This window comes from Brevibacillus panacihumi W25 (assembly GCF_000503775.1).
In the GTDB taxonomy this organism is placed as follows: Bacteria; Bacillota; Bacilli; order Brevibacillales; family Brevibacillaceae; genus Brevibacillus; species Brevibacillus panacihumi_A.
Genome location: NZ_KI629782.1, coordinates 1578006 through 1595623, shown reverse-complemented (window position 1 = coordinate 1595623; position 17618 = coordinate 1578006). Strand labels below are relative to the sequence as shown.

At 49.4% G+C, this 17618-nt stretch carries 19 protein-coding genes and 1 riboswitch; of the genes, 11 read left to right on the top strand and 8 right to left on the bottom strand.

Features of this window, described 5'->3' with window-relative positions:
• Window positions 1-41 precede the first annotated feature (41 nt).
• On the top strand, window positions 42-500 hold the full coding sequence (locus T458_RS36975) for a DinB family protein (protein ID WP_023556072.1): 459 nt from the start codon (window positions 42-44) through the stop codon (window positions 498-500).
• Between the two features lie 75 nt (window positions 501-575).
• Here T458_RS36975 and T458_RS36970 read toward each other — a convergent pair whose 3' ends face one another.
• The 5 genes from T458_RS36970 to T458_RS36950 all read right to left on the bottom strand — a co-directional run bounded on the left by T458_RS36970 (window position 576) and on the right by T458_RS36950 (window position 5704).
• Window positions 576-1493, bottom strand: a complete 918-nt coding sequence (locus T458_RS36970) for an amidoligase family protein (RefSeq protein WP_023556071.1) — start codon at window positions 1491-1493, stop codon at window positions 576-578.
• A gap of 198 nt (window positions 1494-1691) precedes the next feature.
• Entirely contained in the window at window positions 1692-2618 is a 927-nt protein-coding gene (locus tag T458_RS36965) for a macrolide 2'-phosphotransferase (protein ID WP_023556070.1), read from the bottom strand.
• Between the two features lie 335 nt (window positions 2619-2953).
• Entirely contained in the window at window positions 2954-4393 is a 1440-nt protein-coding gene (locus T458_RS36960) for an amino acid permease (RefSeq protein WP_023556069.1), read from the bottom strand.
• 123 nt (window positions 4394-4516) lie between these two features.
• A riboswitch (Lysine riboswitch) is annotated at window positions 4517-4705 on the bottom strand.
• Between the two features lie 81 nt (window positions 4706-4786).
• On the bottom strand, window positions 4787-5137 hold the full coding sequence (locus T458_RS36955; protein WP_023556068.1) for a VOC family protein: 351 nt from the start codon (window positions 5135-5137) through the stop codon (window positions 4787-4789).
• 78 nt (window positions 5138-5215) lie between these two features.
• A complete protein-coding gene (locus tag T458_RS36950; protein ID WP_023556067.1) occupies window positions 5216-5704 on the bottom strand; it encodes a DinB family protein in 489 nt (162 codons plus the stop codon).
• A 150-nt stretch (window positions 5705-5854) separates the two neighbouring features.
• Here T458_RS36950 and T458_RS36945 point away from each other — a divergent pair, with 150 nt between their 5' ends.
• The 6 genes from T458_RS36945 (at window position 5855) to T458_RS36920 (ending at window position 10366) form a co-directional block, all read left to right on the top strand.
• Window positions 5855-6412 carry a CGNR zinc finger domain-containing protein gene (locus tag T458_RS36945; protein ID WP_023556066.1) on the top strand — a complete coding sequence of 186 codons (558 nt, stop codon included), beginning with the start codon at window positions 5855-5857 and terminating at the stop codon, window positions 6410-6412.
• A gap of 192 nt (window positions 6413-6604) precedes the next feature.
• Window positions 6605-7345: an alpha/beta fold hydrolase gene (locus T458_RS36940; RefSeq protein ID WP_023556065.1), complete on the top strand. Its 741-nt coding sequence runs from the start codon at window positions 6605-6607 to the stop codon at window positions 7343-7345.
• A gap of 109 nt (window positions 7346-7454) precedes the next feature.
• Window positions 7455-8069, top strand: a complete 615-nt coding sequence (locus T458_RS36935) for an RNA polymerase sigma factor (RefSeq protein WP_023556064.1) — start codon at window positions 7455-7457, stop codon at window positions 8067-8069.
• Window positions 8026-8610, top strand: coding sequence for a hypothetical protein (locus T458_RS36930; RefSeq protein ID WP_023556063.1), 585 nt, complete (start codon window positions 8026-8028; stop codon window positions 8608-8610). Before T458_RS36935 ends, T458_RS36930 begins: the two co-directional genes overlap by 44 nt.
• Before the next feature lie 158 nt (window positions 8611-8768).
• Window positions 8769-9557 carry a hypothetical protein gene (locus T458_RS36925; protein WP_023556062.1) on the top strand — a complete coding sequence of 263 codons (789 nt, stop codon included), beginning with the start codon at window positions 8769-8771 and terminating at the stop codon, window positions 9555-9557.
• 344 nt (window positions 9558-9901) lie between these two features.
• Entirely contained in the window at window positions 9902-10366 is a 465-nt protein-coding gene (locus tag T458_RS36920) for a hypothetical protein (RefSeq protein WP_023556061.1), read from the top strand.
• A gap of 56 nt (window positions 10367-10422) precedes the next feature.
• On the opposite strand, the gene T458_RS36915 is transcribed toward T458_RS36920, so the two are convergent.
• A complete protein-coding gene (locus T458_RS36915) occupies window positions 10423-10860 on the bottom strand; it encodes a Dps family protein (protein WP_023556060.1) in 438 nt (145 codons plus the stop codon).
• A gap of 88 nt (window positions 10861-10948) precedes the next feature.
• Here T458_RS36915 and mobA point away from each other — a divergent pair, with 88 nt between their 5' ends.
• The gene (gene mobA / locus T458_RS36910) at window positions 10949-11572 is read left to right on the top strand and encodes a molybdenum cofactor guanylyltransferase (RefSeq protein ID WP_023556059.1); all 624 of its coding nucleotides are present in this window, start codon (window positions 10949-10951) and stop codon (window positions 11570-11572) included.
• 63 nt (window positions 11573-11635) lie between these two features.
• On the opposite strand, the gene T458_RS36905 is transcribed toward mobA, so the two are convergent.
• Window positions 11636-12109: a GNAT family N-acetyltransferase gene (locus T458_RS36905; protein ID WP_023556058.1), complete on the bottom strand. Its 474-nt coding sequence runs from the start codon at window positions 12107-12109 to the stop codon at window positions 11636-11638.
• Window positions 12110-12129: 20 nt separating this feature from the next.
• Window positions 12130-12945 (bottom strand): formate dehydrogenase accessory sulfurtransferase FdhD, encoded by an 816-nt coding sequence (fdhD, locus tag T458_RS36900; protein WP_023556057.1) that lies wholly within the window; start codon window positions 12943-12945, stop codon window positions 12130-12132.
• Window positions 12946-13358: 413 nt separating this feature from the next.
• On the opposite strand from fdhD, the gene T458_RS36895 reads away from it, so the two are divergent.
• The 3 genes from T458_RS36895 (at window position 13359) to T458_RS36885 (ending at window position 17614) form a co-directional block, all read left to right on the top strand.
• Window positions 13359-14633, top strand: a complete 1275-nt coding sequence (locus tag T458_RS36895) for an L-lactate MFS transporter (protein WP_023556056.1) — start codon at window positions 13359-13361, stop codon at window positions 14631-14633.
• Between the two features lie 50 nt (window positions 14634-14683).
• Entirely contained in the window at window positions 14684-15049 is a 366-nt protein-coding gene (locus T458_RS36890; RefSeq protein WP_023556055.1) for a Na-translocating system protein MpsC family protein, read from the top strand.
• Window positions 15050-15265: 216 nt separating this feature from the next.
• Window positions 15266-17614 (top strand): FdhF/YdeP family oxidoreductase, encoded by a 2349-nt coding sequence (locus T458_RS36885; protein WP_023556054.1) that lies wholly within the window; start codon window positions 15266-15268, stop codon window positions 17612-17614.
• The last annotated feature ends 4 nt before the right edge of the window (window positions 17615-17618 follow it).

The following is a 17618-nucleotide window of genomic DNA, read 5'->3' as shown; positions in this document are numbered from 1 at the left end:
ATGCTCCCTGCCACACAACCAATGATAGAGGAGGGAATCGAATGGAAAAGTTGATCGAGGAGTACAGCCAAGACTATTCGCTGCTGCGAGAAGCCATCGAAGGGTTGTCTGAGGAAGAGCTGCGTTTCCAACCTGGACCAGACAAATGGAGTATCCATCAGATTGTGATTCACGTGACGGATGATGAAATCCTGGCGACACACCGGCTGAGAAAAGTCTTGGCGGAGGAAGAACCGCTTCTGCTGTCATTTGATCAGGAAGCTTGGACGGATAACCTGGGATATGAACGGTTGAACCGCGAGCAGCATCTGCTCCTGTTCCAAATGCTGCGGGCCAGCATGCTTCCGATTCTGGAAAATCTGACTCCCGAGCAGCTTGAGCGGATCGGGAAATATCCCGATGGAGTGCGGTACACGTTCAAAGAGCTGCTGGAACTGCGCGTTCGGCATGTCCGTGACCATCTTGCCCAGATCGAGCGGGTAAAGCAGGCACTTCGCTAGTTGAATCAATCAGAATTGAAAGAAAAACGCATGTATGATAAAGCCCCCCAAATCGAGGGGGGCTCTAAAGCAATCTTATGAATCTGGGAGCTTACCTTCCACTTTCCAGCCGTTTGAAGATAAATGGAAAAGGTATTTTATCAGCTTGCCATCGGGATTCTCGATGGCAACCAATAAACCATCTGGCCTAGGCAGTATATGAAGGATTTCGCTATCTGGGACGAGGCTGGTGGCTATAGGGGTTAATATCGGTACTAACATATTTTCCAACCATATTCTCTCACGATACCAAAGTGGGGCAGGAATGGGCGGAGGATACCCAGTGAGAGATACTCCGAGGTCATTTGCCATTTGTTTGGGATCACATGAAAGCTTGCGTCTTGCACCAACGGCTGCAACGAAGCGAAGGCAAAATTCGACGGTAGTGATTACTTCATCGTATTTCAAAGTGCCGTTAGCATAACGAATTTCTACTGTCCTGTTATCGAACCATGCAGCAATGTTGATGCCACACCGATGGGATTGAGGACGCCCTCTATGTCGAAGAGCCGCATCCCCTGGGTCGGAAACAAACTGATCCCGCATTTCCACGGTGACAGGAGGGCAGTATACCAGCCGATCTTCACTAGTATGAAATACGTATTTCACTGATTCCTGATATTGCAACGCAGCATCGATAAAATCGGGAATTGCTTCTTCCCCCCAAGGCTCCATGCTAACGTGGACGTGAAGTCCGCAATTCCAATTTACCCTCGCTCCTGTCGCAATGAGCCTTTGCAACATCTCGTTGATTTTTTCCCGATCTTTCCACTGAATGGGGGGACTTTGAAGCTCGCTGCCGGACTCTTCGCCAGTATCATCAATTTGCCGTTCATCCAACGCCATTGTCCAGCCTGGCAAAAGCTCGACATCTTCTGGTTTTCCCCCAACAAATTCAATCTCGACGCCAAAATAAAGGTCTTTCCAATCCCGAATAATAATGGGCTTCATCATTCGCCATCCTCCCTCGTTGTGATAGTCACATCATGTAGGGAAGAAGGCGGCGGAGCACGGGATTAACGAGGGACTTTTTTTCTTGTCAAGAAAAACGCCTCCTGAATAACAGTTTATAAAGTATAGATATTATAATCCGAAAAGAATCGGAATCACAAACCTGATCACAGAACACTTGCAATTAGAAAAACGTCATTCTCACTGAAAGCTTGCAATCATGCCTTTTGCCATCTCCCTATCGGATTCCTTCCCTGTGACAAGGGCGAATTTGGCGACAAGGGCCGGATAGGCAACCCACTGCTCGACGATATGCTCATGCATGCGAGGCCATACTTTGCCGCCGAACTTCTCATAACGGCCCAGCAAATCGCGAAGTCTCTCCTCGCCGAAGAGAGCAAAAAGAATCACAAAATCCTTGCCGTGATCCGCACATTCGGCTTCCGTCCAATCGATCAGACCCGTTACTTTCTGTGAACCATTCACAAGGATGTGGGGAGGGTGGAGATCGCCGTGATTCAATGTCGAATGTTCAGGCCAATAGGAGTCTTCAGAAAGCCATGTCTGCCACCGTGTGTAGAGCTTCTCGGGAATCTCGAAGCTTTGCCTGATCTCTTCGATATTATTTGAGAAGGCTTCACGCGCTTCCTGCGGGCTTTTGACCCGCACCCCAGCCGCAGCCGCTTCTTTCAAGTCTGCCTGGTGAAGGGTAGCGAGAGCCTGGGCAAGTGAGTCAAAAAAGGTGTCGGTCAACGAAGCTTGCTCGAACTGCCAAACATAGCCTGCTCCTCCTGGATCGACAGTCGCGACCGGATTTCCGTCAAGCAATGGATAGGCAATCAGTTCGGATGTGAAAATACGCCAATCTGGCACCTCAACGGACAATCTGTCACGTACAAATGCCAAAACGTTTTGTTCGTTACACGCGCGCTCCCAGACGTCGGGACGTCTCGGCTTACGCAAGATCCATGCCCCTTCGTTGTCGTCTGTGGCCATGGCCACGAGAAAATCCATGCCGGATTCGTTGATTGTTATCCCCTCAGGGTTTAAGCGAATACCGTGCTGTCGAGTAATGGCAAGCATCTCTTCGATCACTGCTTGATAGTCATGAGAAGGTTGGATCGTCATACGTACAAGCACTCCTTTTTCGAGAAAATAAAAAAACACAGGCATATCAGGCCTGTGTAAAACGCATCGAGAAAGGAATGCAGGACGGCTATTTTTGGAGAACACCAAAAATAGCACCATTTGACTTCATGGGCATCCGTGTATAGGCAGACCAATCCCGATTACGCTGCACACAGGCAGAAAAGAACGCGCATTATGCAAATTGCATTGCTGTCTTTTTATCGGGAAAAATTTGCCACACGTAACCCTCCGATCATCTTAGATGAATACAGCGTAACATGGTTGCCCCTCTTTGTAAAGAAGACATGGAATGCAATTGCACCCCATGTCTTTGTCTATTCCTGACGCAAGTCTACTTGCTCCAATGCCACCACTTTCGTCTTCCTGCTCCATTTATACCCCAGCCAGACGATCAGGAAGAGCGGCAGGCCGATGTAGGAGACAGCCACGTCGTACCAGTCGATGGTGTCGCCGAGGAATGCCCCGTAGTTCTGACCGATAATGACGATCAGACAGATGATGAAGGCAAAGATCGGGCCAAACGGAAACCACTTCGCCTTGTAAGGCAATTCCCGCAGGTCGCGTCCTTGCACCAGAAAAGCCTTGCGGAAACGGTAGTGGCTGATGGCGATTCCCAGCCAGGCGATGAAGCCGGACATCCCGGAAGCGTTTAGCAGCCAGACGTAGACGACGCCATCTCCGAACAAGGAGGACAAGAAAGCAAATGCGCCGATCAGGGCCGTCAAGATCAAAGCGTTGATCGGTACGCCGTGGCGTGTCAGCTTGGCAAAAATCTTCGGTGCTTTGCCTTCCTTCGCGAGATTCCAGAGCATCCGTGTAGAAGCGTACATCCCCGAGTTCCCCGCAGACAGGACGGAGGTGAGAATGACTGCGTTCATGACGGAAGCAGCGAAGGCAAAACCTGCTTTTTCAAAGACGATGGTAAACGGACTGATGGCGATGTCGGTCAGATCCCCGCTGATCAGATTCGGATTGTCGTATGGGACGAGCAGTCCGATAATGAAAATCGCCAAAATGTAGAAGAGCAGGATGCGCCAAAAAATCTGGCGGATGGCGCGTGGAATGTTGCGGGCAGGATCTTCGCTCTCCCCGGCTGCGATCCCCACCAGCTCGGTCCCCTGGAAGGAGAAGCCGGCGATCATGAAGACGCCAAGCATCGCCATGAAACCGCCGCTGAAAGGAGCATCACCCTTGGTGAAATTTTGGAACCCGACCGATTCACCGCCCATGATGCCAAAAATCATCAGAATCCCAAAGATAATGAAGAGAATGACTGTCACTACTTTAATCAGGGAAAACCAGTATTCTGATTCACCGTAACCTTTTACGGATAATAGATTTAGTCCGAACATGAGCAGCAGGAACAAGGCGCTCCAGATCATCGACGGCACATCTGGCAGCCAGTATTTCATGATCAGCGCGGCGGCGGATAGCTCTACCGCAATCGTGATGGCCCAGTTGTACCAGTAATTCCAGCCCAATGCAAAGCCGAGAGATGGATCGACGAACCGGGTGGCATAGGTGCTGAAGGAGCCGGAAACCGGCATAAAGGCAGCCATTTCCCCCAGGCTTGTCATCAAAAAGTACACCATGATGCTGATCGCGATGTAAGCGACCAAGGCACCGCCCGGACCTGCGGAATGAATCGAGCCGCCACTGGCGAGAAACAATCCTGTACCGATCGATCCGCCGATGGCAATCATCGTCAGGTGGCGGGCTTTCAGACCGCGCTTGAGTTGCTGTTGGTTAGACATGATGCGTAAGCACGACCTTTCATAAGAGATATTTTTGGTGAAAGGAAGGTCGGAGAAACGAAAAAACCGCCCTTAGCCCAAATATAGGCCAAGAGCGGTATATTCAATCCCCACCAAGCCTTCACGGAAGATAGCACAACACGTCAGCGCAGGCTCGCCAACGTGACAGTTCTGTCCCTTTCGAGTACAGCCCCAGCCCGTTTGCACAAAAGATGCAGTGCGGGCTTCGGCAGCTTTTCCCTCTTCTGTAGTCCTCGATATCTTTTGTATCTCGTACAGATTCCTATAAAAGCCGCGACCTCTATCCTCATCGTGAAAGATGAGGATAACATGTATGAGATTATGTTACTCATCAAGTATAGTAAAAATTTGATCGAAATCAAGTATTTTGTCCTATTTATGTTGGATCAAACCGATGCCAAGTCCTACCGGATCGACGAGATACGCGAGATAGAAGGCATCGAACTCCATTTTATCGCGTACGATTTGCGCGCCGTTTTCAACCGCTGCCTTGATGGTTTCATCAATCGATTCCACTTCAATCACGACCCGCGTGCCATGGGGATAATCAGCTGGCCCCAGCGAAATCCCGCCATTGATTCCCGGCTGGTTGTCAGAGCCTGTCGCCACCTCCCGATAGCCCCAATTCGGCGCTGCCACCTGCCAGCCAAAGACAGAAGAATAAAAAGATGATGCCCGCTCCGGGTCCTGGCTGTTCATTTCAAATAGTACCACCCTCGACATACGATCGCCTCCTAGAAAAATTTGGATCCGAATTGATAGGAATATTCGTGAGAGTGGGATTCATGTCCTGCAAAAAAATCAGGAACGTTGAGCGGGCCAGGTTCCCCGCAGCTTGCGCAATTGCACGATTTGACCGGTGTGAAAAGCGTCGTGCATCACCAGGCTCATGGCGCTTTGCTGTACCGAGACCTGAGGCAAGGGCTGCTGAAGCTCCTCCATGGTCAGGGAGCCCAGTTTTTCATAGAGGAGATGATGAACTTCTTCCAGACGCTGGACGGTTCGTTTCCAAGCTTCTTCGTCGTCACTGCTTCCCTGCGGGATAAAGGTATCTTCATTGCTCTGCGCATCGGAGACAAATTCTGTGCCCGATAGACGATGGAGGAAGCGTTCTTTGTAGTACAGCAAATGGCTGACGGTCTCCCAGATGGTATTGGCTGCTGCTCCGTCTGCCCTCCAGCTTGCTTCCTTCGCATCTACGCCAGATAAGGCAGCACGCAAAGGCGGATACCAGTCTTCCTCGTCATACGTCCATCTCCACTCCTGCAACAACAACTCTTTCACATCCATACGAATCCTCCTCGTCCGTTCAAGCGTTATTTGAATTGGGTTTGTAACCATCAAAATATACTTCGTTGGTTACAGTTGGAATGTACCATATGTTGGTATATCATGCAAGGTACAGATTAGTTTTTTGCTTTAATAAATGGAGGAATGTAAGTGGAGTGGCTCTGTGTAGACTTTTTAAATAGTGATTGGAGAGATTGGCGCGGTTCCGGTCGTCGGGAAAATCGCTTGGAGAAGGCCGAATGGATGGAAGCTTTTCTGCATAAATGGAATCTGACCGCACCACAGCCTGCCCCGCAATCGGAGCTTGCATCGTTGCTCTCCTTGCGCCATTTGCTGCGGCAGATGGTCGAAGCTGTGGTCGAGGGCAAGGCCATCTCTGTAAAGGATTTGGATGCGCTGAATCAAGTCCTGGCTTTGTCGCCGTCACATCTGCGCCTGTCCCTAGCAGAACAGGATTATCGGCTGGAGCAGGTAAGTGCGTCAGGGGGCTGGGACAACGTCATGGGAAGGATTGCGGAGTCTTTTGCCGATCTGCTGGTTCATCAGGATCGTCGGAGGCTGAAAATATGCGACAACCGGGATTGTCAGTGGGTCTTTTTTGATGAGAGCCGCAACCGGGTGCGCCGCTGGTGTGATGACAAAGCGTGCGGGAATCTCATGAAAGTTCGTCGGTTTCGAGAGCGGCAAAAAGAGAAGGGAGAAGCGTAGAAAAAGCGCTCCTCCCTTTTTTGCAAGGGGGAATGATTAGCCTCAAGCAGCAATCAGCTGGAGCAACTGGGGATGAAGGGATGTCCCGGAAGCCAGAATTCCTCCTGTCAAGAACCGTTAAACTTCCTGAAAGGACGAGGAAAATAGAGGCATACTAAGAAAACGTGCAACAGGATAAAGGGAGGGTTGACGATGAGTGACAGAAGGCGCAGATTCAAAAGAGGGCTTCTCCTGTTGTTGTTGATTGCTGCCTGTACGGCGATCTGGTTCCTGCGTCCGTTTCCGCCAAATGAGACGGCATTGAAGGCGATGCAGGGAGGAGAAGGCATCACTGTGACGGACTACGGAGAGTGGGTTGTTTTTGAAGGGGGCCGATCCTTCGATCCTTCTGTGATTTTGTACCCGGGAGCGAGAGTCACGCCTGAGAGTTATGCGCCGCTTGCCCGCCTGCTCGCGGGATATGGTCATCGCGTCTATATCGCCCGAATGCCGTTCAATCTGGCTATCGCTGACATACAGCGTGCGGATGAATTGCTGAAAAACTTTCCTGACCAGCCCTTTGTCATTGGAGGGCATTCGATGGGGGGCGCGATGGCTGCTCGCTATGCCGCTTTCCACCCGGACCGGTTTAGCGGTGTGTTTTTTCTCGCTGCTTATCCAGACAAGCGCGGCGATCTCAGCCAGACACAGCTCCCGGTCCTTTCCTTGCTTGGCACGCGGGATGGCATCGTCAATTCGCAGAAATTCGAAGCTGGTAAAAGCTTTCTGCCCACCCAGGCGGTCTATATGAGTATAGAGGGGGGAAACCACTCCCAGTTCGGCAGTTACGGGATGCAAGAAGGGGATTACCCGGCGATTATTTCCGCTCAGGACCAGTGGCAGCAGACAGCCGCTGCACTGGAGCAGTGGATGCTGCAGACCATGTTGCGTTGAGGTGCGAACTTTCATCTCCTTACGAAGCTACTTTCTTGAAAAAAACTGAACCGATCTTGTTTCGCATGCCTCTATACTGGTAAGAAAGTCAGAAGAAAGGAAGTTGATCGTGGACGATGCCGGATTGGTAATGCGCTGTCAGCAGGGAGATATTACCGCTTTTGAAATCATTGTGAAACGATATGAAGCAAAAGCCAAACAAACAGCATTTTTGATTATGCGGGACAGACAGTTGGCTGAAGATCTTGTTCAGGAAGCGTTTTTGCAGAGCTACTATCAAATTCAGACGATTAAAGAGCCCCAGTTTTTTTCTTCCTGGTTTTACCGTACTTTGGTCAGGCGATGCTTGCGTGCTCGTTGGAAAGAGAAGTGGAAATCTATGTTTCTCTCTACCAAGGAAGTGACTGAGTATGCAGACGAAACGGATATTTACAAGGATATGGAACAAAGCGAGGTCCATCAGGCACTGCATCATACAGTTAACAGGCTAAGCGACAAATTACGAACGGTCATTATTCTTTATTATTTCAACGAGTGGAGTGTAAAGGAAATTTCCCGCATATTGGATATCTCCGAAGGGACCGTAAAGTCTCGCCTCCACCATGCGAGAGAACGTATCGAAAGGTCGATGACAGCTAAGGGATATGCTCCTCAAAACAAAGAAATGGAGGGTCCAGACCATGTGGGAAAGACTATTGAAAACCACTTTGAGAAAACAAGCTGAGCGGATGGAAAGTAGCGTTGATTCCTGGGAACGATTGCATGATCAGATAAAAGAGCGAGCGAGAGGGAGAAGACAAATCATGAGAAAACCAGCTTTTGTCGTAGGGATCATTTTTTCCATGCTATTAGTAGGCGCGGGAGGCGTATATGGCACGCAGACATACATTTTTTTCAAGGAACCACGAAATGAAAGAGAGGAAAAAATCAGTCAGGAGATTGACCAGATGCTAATTGAACAGAGAAAGAGGATTGATTCTACGATTGAGGAAGCATTCGGTTTGGACCTGGAGGAATACGAGCGTAAAGACGTTACCGAAATGTGGATAAAAAAAGAGCCAAGACCATTGCTTACTTTAGTAAATAGCATAATGGATAAACAACAAAATGGCGACATGAAGCCAAGTGTATACATCAGTAAGCTCGATGACACAAAGGGGTATATATTGGAAAATAAGGTGGAATCGTATGTACTTTACATTATTGAACTGAACAAAGAAGGGGATTGGAATATAACAAAGACAGAACAATTACAAAAGAACTAATTAAGGTATCAATAAGCCCATTATCAAAGTACGACTGATAATGGGCCATTCGTTATTTGTGAATATTGTGTGAAATAAATAATGGATTAATTGTAATATAAGTAATATTTTGGTAATGTCGTGATTGTAAATAAATCTATTAAAGGGATGTGTGTGGATTGATTAAACTCAGTAAATCACTCATTATGTCCGTATCAAGTCTTGCATTGGTAGCAGGTCTATTTACATCTAGTGCATACGCAAGTATAAAAACCGCTACAGCCTATATTGACATTGGTACCATTGGGTCGAGCTCTTACAATGTAATTTGGGAGGCAGAAACAAAAACAGATGCTATCTATCCCCAAGTGGGTGTTTCAGCAAATGTGTATTTTAACGATATAAGAAAAGATAATGATAGTAGCTATCCAAGAAATTCTAGAATTGCTGAAATTGCTGGAGTAGTTTCAGGAAGTAAAAGTATTAGGGGATTATGGGAGATAAATTCAATTCATACTCAATACAATTCTAGTGGTAAAGTGACTGATCAATTGGAGGATTATGATAAGGTGAGATGGGACCCAGCGGCATTTACCACATCTACTTCCGAAGATATAGAGGAAACACTTTCTACTTTTCAAAAGGATGTAGTTGAAGATATTTTAATCAGTTTTGATTTAGAAATAGAGGACTATGACTTCTTTAAGGCCGTAAAGGTAAGCGAAACAAATTATTCAGATTCTTTAAAGCAAATCGTAGTTGACGTTATGGAGAAGCAGCAAGAGAATGACATAATGCCGTATGTTTATATCCACCAGTCTAATCAGAATGGATATATTCTCGAAAAAAAGAAAAATGGAACAAATGTTGTTCATACCCTAGTAGCTGACAATGATGGGAAATGGACCGTTGATGAAGTGAACGAGAAAAAGGGGAAGAAAGTAAAACTGTTAGAAGAGGATAAATAAGTGAAGTAAAATTAAGAAGTCGATTATCGGCTTAGAACCCTAGTTCAAGACGAATTATGTTATATGGTGGCATTAGCCAGTTACATTTCAGCCCATTTGACTATCATTTTGGATAACCAGTATCGAAAAAAATCATTCTACGAATAAGAATTGTTTATTCACTGGTTACATTTAACAGGTCTATCATGGTCAAATCCCACGATACACCTGTTTTTTTATTTTCTTCTTTACTTTTTTAAAAACATCCAAAATAAGCAAGAAAATTACCGGGAGAAAGTGGAAACAAAGCCGTCTTATGTATTATGATGAAAGAAGTATTCTGAATAATAAAGGGGAACAACGCAATGTTTAATGAGCGAAAAGCGTTGCAGATGACATTACAGGCTTTATTGGAACAAAGAATGGCGTTGCGCAGGCAATATGTAGACCAGGACAAGCAGCTTGGCGGGGAGATCAAGCAGGTATTGTCACGGATTCGGGAATTGGATGCGGAGGGTGGAGAAGATCCGGGCCAGTTTTTCCAGGAGGCTGCCGCATCCTCCGCGGAGGAGATTCCAACCGAGATGCTGCAAAGGGTAAAAGTGCGTAAGACGCACATCCGTCATGATTACCAGCAGGTCGCAGATCAAATCAGGGAAATATTGCGCGAGCGCATGTCGCCGACGTCACTGGCGGAATTGTGCGAAGAGTTGAAAGAGCGGCATGGTGTTGAATTTTCAAGTGAGTACATCGGCATTCAAAAAGCGCTGAAGCTGCTCCCAGAGGTGAAGGTGGGGAAAACGGGAAGAAAGCTGACTTTTTCCTTGTAGAGAATAGAAAAAAAGGGCAAAGTGGTTTCCCGCTTCGCCCTTTCTTTTTTGGCCTGTTATTGCAGAAATGCTTTCAGCATCCAGTTGTGTTTTTCCAGTTGTGCCCGAATCGCCAAGAGGATATCATAGGTTTCTTCATCACCGGCTTGTTCGGCGATCTCCATCGCCAGCTTCAGCTCGTCCACCATGATGCCGAAATCGCGTACAATAGATTCAACCATTTGCTCGGCTGTTTCCTTGCCAGATGCCTCCTGGATGCTGGCAGCCTGCAAAGAGCCGGATAAAGTAGCGACAGGTTGCCCTCCCAAAGTCAAGACGCGCTCGGCCAGTTCGTCGATATGCGCGGCGGCTTCTGTGTAGAATTCCTCGAATTTCGGATGCAAGGTAAAGAAGTGAGGACCTTTCACATACCAGTGATAGTTGTGCAGTTTGGTGTAGAGGACGGTCCAGTTGGCTACTTGTTTATTTAAGGCTTCAAAAAGTTGTTTTTCCATGTGGGTTTCTCTCCTTATTTAGAATTATTATTTGTTTATACTTATTATAAACTGTACACAGAAAATGTCAACCATTCTGGAGGAAAAGATGAGCATTTTTTCGATTGGCGGTGTCATTCTTGCAGGAGGAAGCAGCCGTCGCATGGGTTCGCCCAAGGAACTGCTCCCCTGGAGAGGAGGAACCATGCTCTCTGAACTGGTGGAAGCGATAACCGCAACGCAGTTGCCCTGTCTGATCGTGTCCAATCATGGGGAGAGGCTGCCGGAGGAAGTGAGGCGAAAAGGCGACGTGACCATTATTCCCGACGCTGTTCTCTCTGCCGGTCCTGTCAGCGGCCTGGTCACTGCTTTTCGCATGCGCCAAGAGGAAGTGCTGCTTGTCCTGTCCTGCGACCTTCCCTTTATGGACCGGGAACAGATCGAAAGGCTGATCCGGTACGCACAGGGAGTCGAGGATTGGGATGTGATCGCGGCTCATGAGCAAGGCAGGCTTCATCCGCTCGTGGCCCTCTATCATCGGCGCACACAAAGCCGCTGGGAGAAAGCTTTGGAGCGAGGAGAGCTGCGCCTGATGCAGACGCTCGCAGAGTTGCGTGTCCATCCGACGCCTGAAGGTCTGCTGGACCCGTGGGCGGTATTCAATGCCAATACGCCAGAGGAGTATCAGGCAGCAGTGGAAGAGGAGCAGCGGCGAAGAAAGGGACAACTGTAAACAAAGAAAAAGGCGCTCAGATCATCCTCGATCCGAGCGCCATGTTTTTTAAGCACCATATGCTTATTGCACTGTTTTCACAAATAAGACTCTGTCCTGATTGGGTCCGTCGTAGTCAGCAAAGACAGAAATCCCGTCCACTTCTTTGTTGCCTTTTTCGATTTCAAATCCCATCTTCGTATGATACGCAATGGATCCCTTATTGACGGGTGAAGTAACCGCACGCGCGATACTCCTGCCATTCTCTCGCATGACAGCAAAAAAACGATGATACAGCTCCCGGCCAACATGATGCTTGCGATAATCAGGATGAACCCCGACAAAATGGATGTACCCTTCATCCTGATACGCGGGAGATAAAAAACCGATTAAAAAACCGACCATTTTGCCATCCAGCTCGGCAATAAAGCTGGTCGTGGTGAAATGAACAAAGAACAGCTTCGGCAGCTTGTCCGCCATTGGCCTGCCTCCCCACCACTCATTGATGATGGGGGAGATGACATCATAGTCTGAAACTTGGACAGAGCGAATTTTCACTTGGCAAGCACCCCCTGTGGCTAATCGGCTGTTTCACGCTCATCCAGCTGAATCCGCTGCGCGTGCGTATAGACATTCATTTTGCCGTTGCGGACGAAGCCAACAGCCGTAATGTTCAGCTCTTCGGCCAACTGCAAGGCAAGCTCCGTAGGCGCGGATTTGGAGAGAATGATGCCCGCACCGATCTTCGCCGCCTTTAACAGGACTTCCGAGGAAATGCGGCCGCTAAACACGAGAATTTTATCCTGCGTGGAGATGCCTTTTCGCAGACATTCTCCGTAGATTTTATCCAGCGCGTTATGGCGTCCGATATCCGAGTATTGCAGCACAGGGCCGTCCGGTGTGCAAAGCGCCGCGTTATGGACACCTCCCGTCTGGCGATGAATCTCAGATGTGGATTGCAGCTCCTGCATCAGGCGTATGCCTTGGGCAGGGGTGATCGTAGTGGTCCCTTCCACGGGCTTGGCTGTGCGCGCATCGCTGAAAAAGTAAAAAGACTGCCTGCTTTTGCCGCAGCAGGAGGTGATGCGCCGCTTGGAAAAAAAGCTCTGCGACAATTGGGTTTTCTGATGCAGGTCCACATAGGCGAAGCCCTGCGCTTCATCGATGGTGAGCTGCTTGATCTCGTCGTATTGCTTGATCGCGCCTTCCGCAGCCAAAAAACCGATTACCATCTCTTCCAAATCCGCCGGTGTACAGACGATGGTGGCGAACTCTTCGTCGTTCAAGAAGATGGTCAGGGGATATTCCGTGACGATTTCATCCTCTTCCCAGGCGTGCTGGTCAGTCGATATTTTGAGAACGGGTCTGCTGATTGTATGGGTCAGGTCTGCCATGTCTTCCTCCTTGCTCACAGAAAAGCACTGTATTGAGTGGGTTCTTCTTAATTTTGATCCAACATTTTTTAGTAAGAAATATTGTCGAGTGAACGCTTACATGGTAGTATACTATGTAAGGTTGGGGTTGTCACAATACTTTCATGATTTCCCCACTTATTGGACACAAATTGACGCGGGATAGCGTTCCTGTCGCCGGTTCTTTTGTGGCCAATCTGAATTGAATAGGCAACATAACACTTGTCTGTTGATGCTGAGGTAGCGTTCCTGCTGATGATTAACTGCTGTGTTTCACCCATTTTCCCTTTTTTCCTTTGCTTTTGGAAAAAAGATGGGTGAACTCAGCAGTTTTTCTTTTTGCAAGAGAGCCGTATAGGCTTCTCTTAGAACTTATACGAAGGAGATGAATGTTTATGGAGCAAAAAGTGAAAAACCGTTGGCTGATTGCCTTGGCTGCGGTAGGAATTCACCTCTCCATCGGTTCGGTATACGCCTGGAGCGTATTCACCAAACCCATCCAGCAGCAATTTGGCTGGGAATTGCCAGACATCCAGTTTACGTTTAGTATCGCAATTCTGTTCCTGGGATTGTCTGCAGCGTTCCTGGGTCATTACGTAGAAAAACACGGCCCGAGAAAAGCGGGTATTCTGGCTTCGATTTTCTTCGGTACCGGGATTGTGGGTGCCGGGCTGGCAACCAGCATGGGAAGCCTGCCGTTTCTGTACATCACGTACGGGGTCCTTGGCGGGATCGGGCTTGGTGTCGGCTACATCACACCTGTATCGACACTGGTAAAATGGTTCCCTGACCGCCGCGGTTTGGCGACTGGGCTTGCGATCATGGGCTTCGGGTTCGCGTCGATGATTGCCAGTCCGATTATGAATATGCTGATCGATAGCGTAGGGATTGCGAATACATTCTACATTTTGGGTATCATCTATTTTGTTGTGATGTTCGCTTCTGCGCAATACCTCGCTCCGCCTCCAAAAGATTGGGTTCCGGCAGGCTTTTCTGCCGATGCGAACGCGGGCAAAAAGCAAATCAAGAAAGATCTGTGCCAACTGACTGCCAACGAAGCAGTGAAAACACGCCGCTTTTATCTCTTGTGGCTGATGCTGTTCATCAACGTAACCTGTGGGATTGCCGTCATTTCCGTAGCGTCGCCAATGGCGCAGGAGATGGTCGGGATGTCTGTCGCGACTGCAGCTCTCATGGTTGGTCTGAATGGATTGTTCAACGGTGCTGGCCGCATCGGCTGGGCTTCCTTCTCTGACTATATCGGCCGTCCTAATACGTATACGGCATTCTTTATCATCCAGGCAGTTCTGTTCTTCCTGCTTCCTGCGTTGACCAATCCGATCCTGTTCATGGTGGCGATGTTCATCATCATGACTTGCTACGGCGGGGGCTTCTCTTCGATCCCGGCGTACATCGGCGACTTGTTTGGCACGAAGCAATTGGGTGCCATTCATGGGTACATCCTGACGGCTTGGGCTGCGGCTGGTCTGGCAGGTCCGATCTTTGCCGCTTGGGTACACAAAACGACTAGCAGCTACACAGGCACATTGTCGATCTTCGCAGCGATGTTCGTGGTAGCGCTTGTGATCTCGTTGATCATCCGACTGGATATCAAAAAACTGCAAGAGGAAGCGAAACGAAACGAAAACGCTGTTGAACTCGCGAGTTGATCAATGGTAAAGTCATAGTAAGAATGAAAATATAAAGGTGACTTGCCGCGATGAATAAATACGAAGCAGAATTTAGCAATCTGGTCAGAGCGTACCGAAAGCGTCATATGGGAAAGGGACCAAGCAAGATCAATACCACCTTTTGCAAAAACTGGGCTATTTGCGAAATGGAGGGCAACCTCTCGCCGGTGGAAAAGTTCATTGCTACTTGGGAAGACGGAAAGCAGACCCTGCGAGCGGCACGGACTGAGATGGTCAAGGAAATGTACCGCAATAATCAGCCAGTAGACATGGAAGAATTCCTTGGAGCAAAATTCGTCGAACTATTCCTCGATATTGACATTGAACGCGACTTTGGGATGTCTATCTTCGTGTTTGATCGGGACATTGAAAAGAAATTTAAAAATGAGCCCTAGAATCTACACGAAGCAGCGGTCCTGTTCACCGGTTAGACAATGGGGCTTCGCAACAGACAGACACGCTGAGGAGACTAGGTAGCGAACCTGCCGTAGCAACCACCGTGAACGCACTCTTATCCTTTGGACAAGGGACGTCTCATGGTGGTTTTTTCGCGCCTCAGGAATTAGGAGAAGAAGGGTGGAAGAGAAGCCAGGGGAGAGGAGCGTTGCGTTATGGGAAAGACGAGACATCAGGGACCGATCAAACTGGACACTTCATGGAAGCCATCGCTATGGGCGTCGTGGATGCCGATGGGAATGGGCAAAATCAAGCCCCACCATATCCGCGACACGATGAAGGTCGTGTATGAGAACCGGGATAATCTCGGATATGCCTATCGGATTTTGACGCAAGGGGTCTGCGATGGTTGCGCACTCGGCGTATCGGGCTTGTACGACCAGACTTTGACAGGACCACATCTGTGTTCCACGCGGCTCAATGTCCTGCGGCTCAACACCATGCCCGCCATCGAGCCGAAATGGCTGGAGGACGTTGATGTGCTGCGCGAGATGTCCAGCGTGGAGCTTCGCCAGCTGGGACGGATCCCGTATCCGCTGTCGCGCAAGCCGGGTGAAAAGAAGTTTACGCGTCTTGGCTGGAATGAGGCGCTGGACCGCATCGCCAGCAAAATCAAAGGAATCAACCCCAAACAGCTCGCTTTTTTCCTTACTTCTCGGGGAATCACCAATGAAGTCTACTATACAGCGGCGAAAATGGCCCGTTTTCTGGGCACGAACAACATCGACAACGCTTCCCGCATCTGCCATTCGCCGAGCAAGACAGCTTTGAAGCGCTCGCTGGGGATTGGGGCGTCCAGCTGCAATTATCAGGACTGGATCGGGACCGACGTCCTCGTCTTCTGGGGATCGGTGCCTGCCAATAACCAGCCTGTCTCCACCAAGTACATGTATGCCGCCAAAAAGGCCGGGACGAAAATCATCCTGATCAATCCCTACAGGGAGCCTGCGATGGAGAAGTACTGGATCCCGTCCATCTCGGAAAGCGCCATGTTTGGAACCAAGATCGTAGACGAGTTTTACCAGGTGAACATCGGCGGAGACATCGCTTTTATGAACGGTGTCATGAAGATCTGGTTCGAGATGGAGGACGAGAAGCCGGGATCGGCGATTGATCGCGATTTTGTCAGTCAGCATGCCAATGGGCTGAAAGAATTGAGAGCGCATGTCAAAAGCCTGGAATGGAAGGTACTGGAGGAATCCTCCGGTCTCAGCCGGGAGCGGATGAAGGACTTTGCCCTGCTGCTGGCCCGCTCCAAGTCGGGTGTGTTCGTCTGGAGCATGGGACTGACCCAGCATCGCTTTGGTACGGACAACATCTCACAGGTAGCCAACCTGGCGATTCTGCGCGGTTTTATCGGCCGGAAGCACTGCGGCGTCATGCCGATTCGCGGACACTCCGGGGTGCAAGGCTCCGGCGAGATGGGAGCAGATCCGTTCAGCTTGCCTGGCGGTGATTTTGAAGAGAAAAGCTGGAATCGAATCGAGAAGCTGTGGGGCTTTTCGATTCCGAAATGGCAGGGAGATATTGTCGGTGTCAGCATCGAAAATGCTTTGCTGCCGGAGGGACACGAACGCAAGACGAGGCTTTTCTACACCAGCGGGGGCAATTTCCTGGAGACGATGCCCAATCCCGATTTTATCAAGACATGTCTGGAGAGCGTCGAACTGCGCGTGCACCAGGATATTATCTTCAATACCTCTACGCTGGTTGATGCCCGGGAGGAAGTCATCATTCTTCCCGCGATGACACGCTACGAGCAGCCGGGTGGAGGCACTTCTACCAGCACGGAGCGGATGGTTTACTTCAGCGCTGAGGTGGAAGGGCCGCGGATTGAGGAGGCGCGTGCGGAGTGGCAGATCTATGTCGACCTCGCAGCGCGCGTCTACCCGCAGAAAAAGCATCTGATGCATTTTGACAATGCGCAACAGATTCGCGAAGAAATTGCCAAGGCAAATCCCAACTACGACGGCATCCAGCATTTGAAAAATCGCGGCGATGTCTTCCAATGGGGAGGAGCCTGGCTTTGTGAAGGCGGGATCTGCCCGACAGCGGACGGCCGCGCCAATCTGCTGGCGATCGAAGTACCGGACCTGAAAAAGCCGCAGGGCCACTTCTATGTGACGACGCGTCGCGGCAAGCAGTTCAACTCGATGGTGTACGGCAAGACAGACCCGTTCAACAATGCGGACCGCTACGATGTGCTGATCCACCCGGACGATGCGCGCGAGCTGCGCATTGCGGATGGGGAAAATGTGGTCGTCTACAACGCCCATGGAACCTTCCAGGGACGGGCCAAGTATGAGGCAACAAAACGCGGGAATATCCAGGTATACTGGCCGGAGGGCAACGTGCTGATTCCCAAGGGCGTGTACGAGAAGTACGCTGGAATTCCGGAATACAATACAGCGGTTAAAATAGAGAAGGCCGACAGGTTTCACGCCAACAAAGACCTCCAATACGTCGAAAAACGGATTGAAGATCTGGATGTGAACGTAGGCTGACAGT

What these genes read in the sequence shown, in the direction of transcription:
- T458_RS36930 (WP_023556063.1), top strand. Translation starts at nt 8,026, where the DNA reads ATGTGGGAAAGACTATTGAAAACCACTTTGAGAAAACAAGCTGAGCGG.
- mobA (WP_023556059.1), top strand. Translation starts at nt 10,949, where the DNA reads ATGAGCATTTTTTCGATTGGCGGTGTCATTCTTGCAGGAGGAAGCAGC.
- T458_RS36965 (WP_023556070.1), bottom strand. Translation starts at nt 2,618, where the DNA reads ATGACGATCCAACCTTCTCATGACTATCAAGCAGTGATCGAAGAGATG.
- T458_RS36975 (WP_023556072.1), top strand. Translation starts at nt 42, where the DNA reads ATGGAAAAGTTGATCGAGGAGTACAGCCAAGACTATTCGCTGCTGCGA.
- T458_RS36955 (WP_023556068.1), bottom strand. Translation starts at nt 5,137, where the DNA reads ATGTCGAGGGTGGTACTATTTGAAATGAACAGCCAGGACCCGGAGCGG.
- T458_RS36885 (WP_023556054.1), top strand. Translation starts at nt 15,266, where the DNA reads ATGGGAAAGACGAGACATCAGGGACCGATCAAACTGGACACTTCATGG.
- T458_RS36895 (WP_023556056.1), top strand. Translation starts at nt 13,359, where the DNA reads ATGGAGCAAAAAGTGAAAAACCGTTGGCTGATTGCCTTGGCTGCGGTA.
- fdhD (WP_023556057.1), bottom strand. Translation starts at nt 12,945, where the DNA reads ATGGCAGACCTGACCCATACAATCAGCAGACCCGTTCTCAAAATATCG.
- T458_RS36940 (WP_023556065.1), top strand. Translation starts at nt 6,605, where the DNA reads ATGAGTGACAGAAGGCGCAGATTCAAAAGAGGGCTTCTCCTGTTGTTG.
- T458_RS36920 (WP_023556061.1), top strand. Translation starts at nt 9,902, where the DNA reads ATGTTTAATGAGCGAAAAGCGTTGCAGATGACATTACAGGCTTTATTG.
- T458_RS36950 (WP_023556067.1), bottom strand. Translation starts at nt 5,704, where the DNA reads ATGGATGTGAAAGAGTTGTTGTTGCAGGAGTGGAGATGGACGTATGAC.
- T458_RS36960 (WP_023556069.1), bottom strand. Translation starts at nt 4,393, where the DNA reads ATGTCTAACCAACAGCAACTCAAGCGCGGTCTGAAAGCCCGCCACCTG.
- T458_RS36890 (WP_023556055.1), top strand. Translation starts at nt 14,684, where the DNA reads ATGAATAAATACGAAGCAGAATTTAGCAATCTGGTCAGAGCGTACCGA.
- T458_RS36970 (WP_023556071.1), bottom strand. Translation starts at nt 1,493, where the DNA reads ATGATGAAGCCCATTATTATTCGGGATTGGAAAGACCTTTATTTTGGC.
- T458_RS36915 (WP_023556060.1), bottom strand. Translation starts at nt 10,860, where the DNA reads ATGGAAAAACAACTTTTTGAAGCCTTAAATAAACAAGTAGCCAACTGG.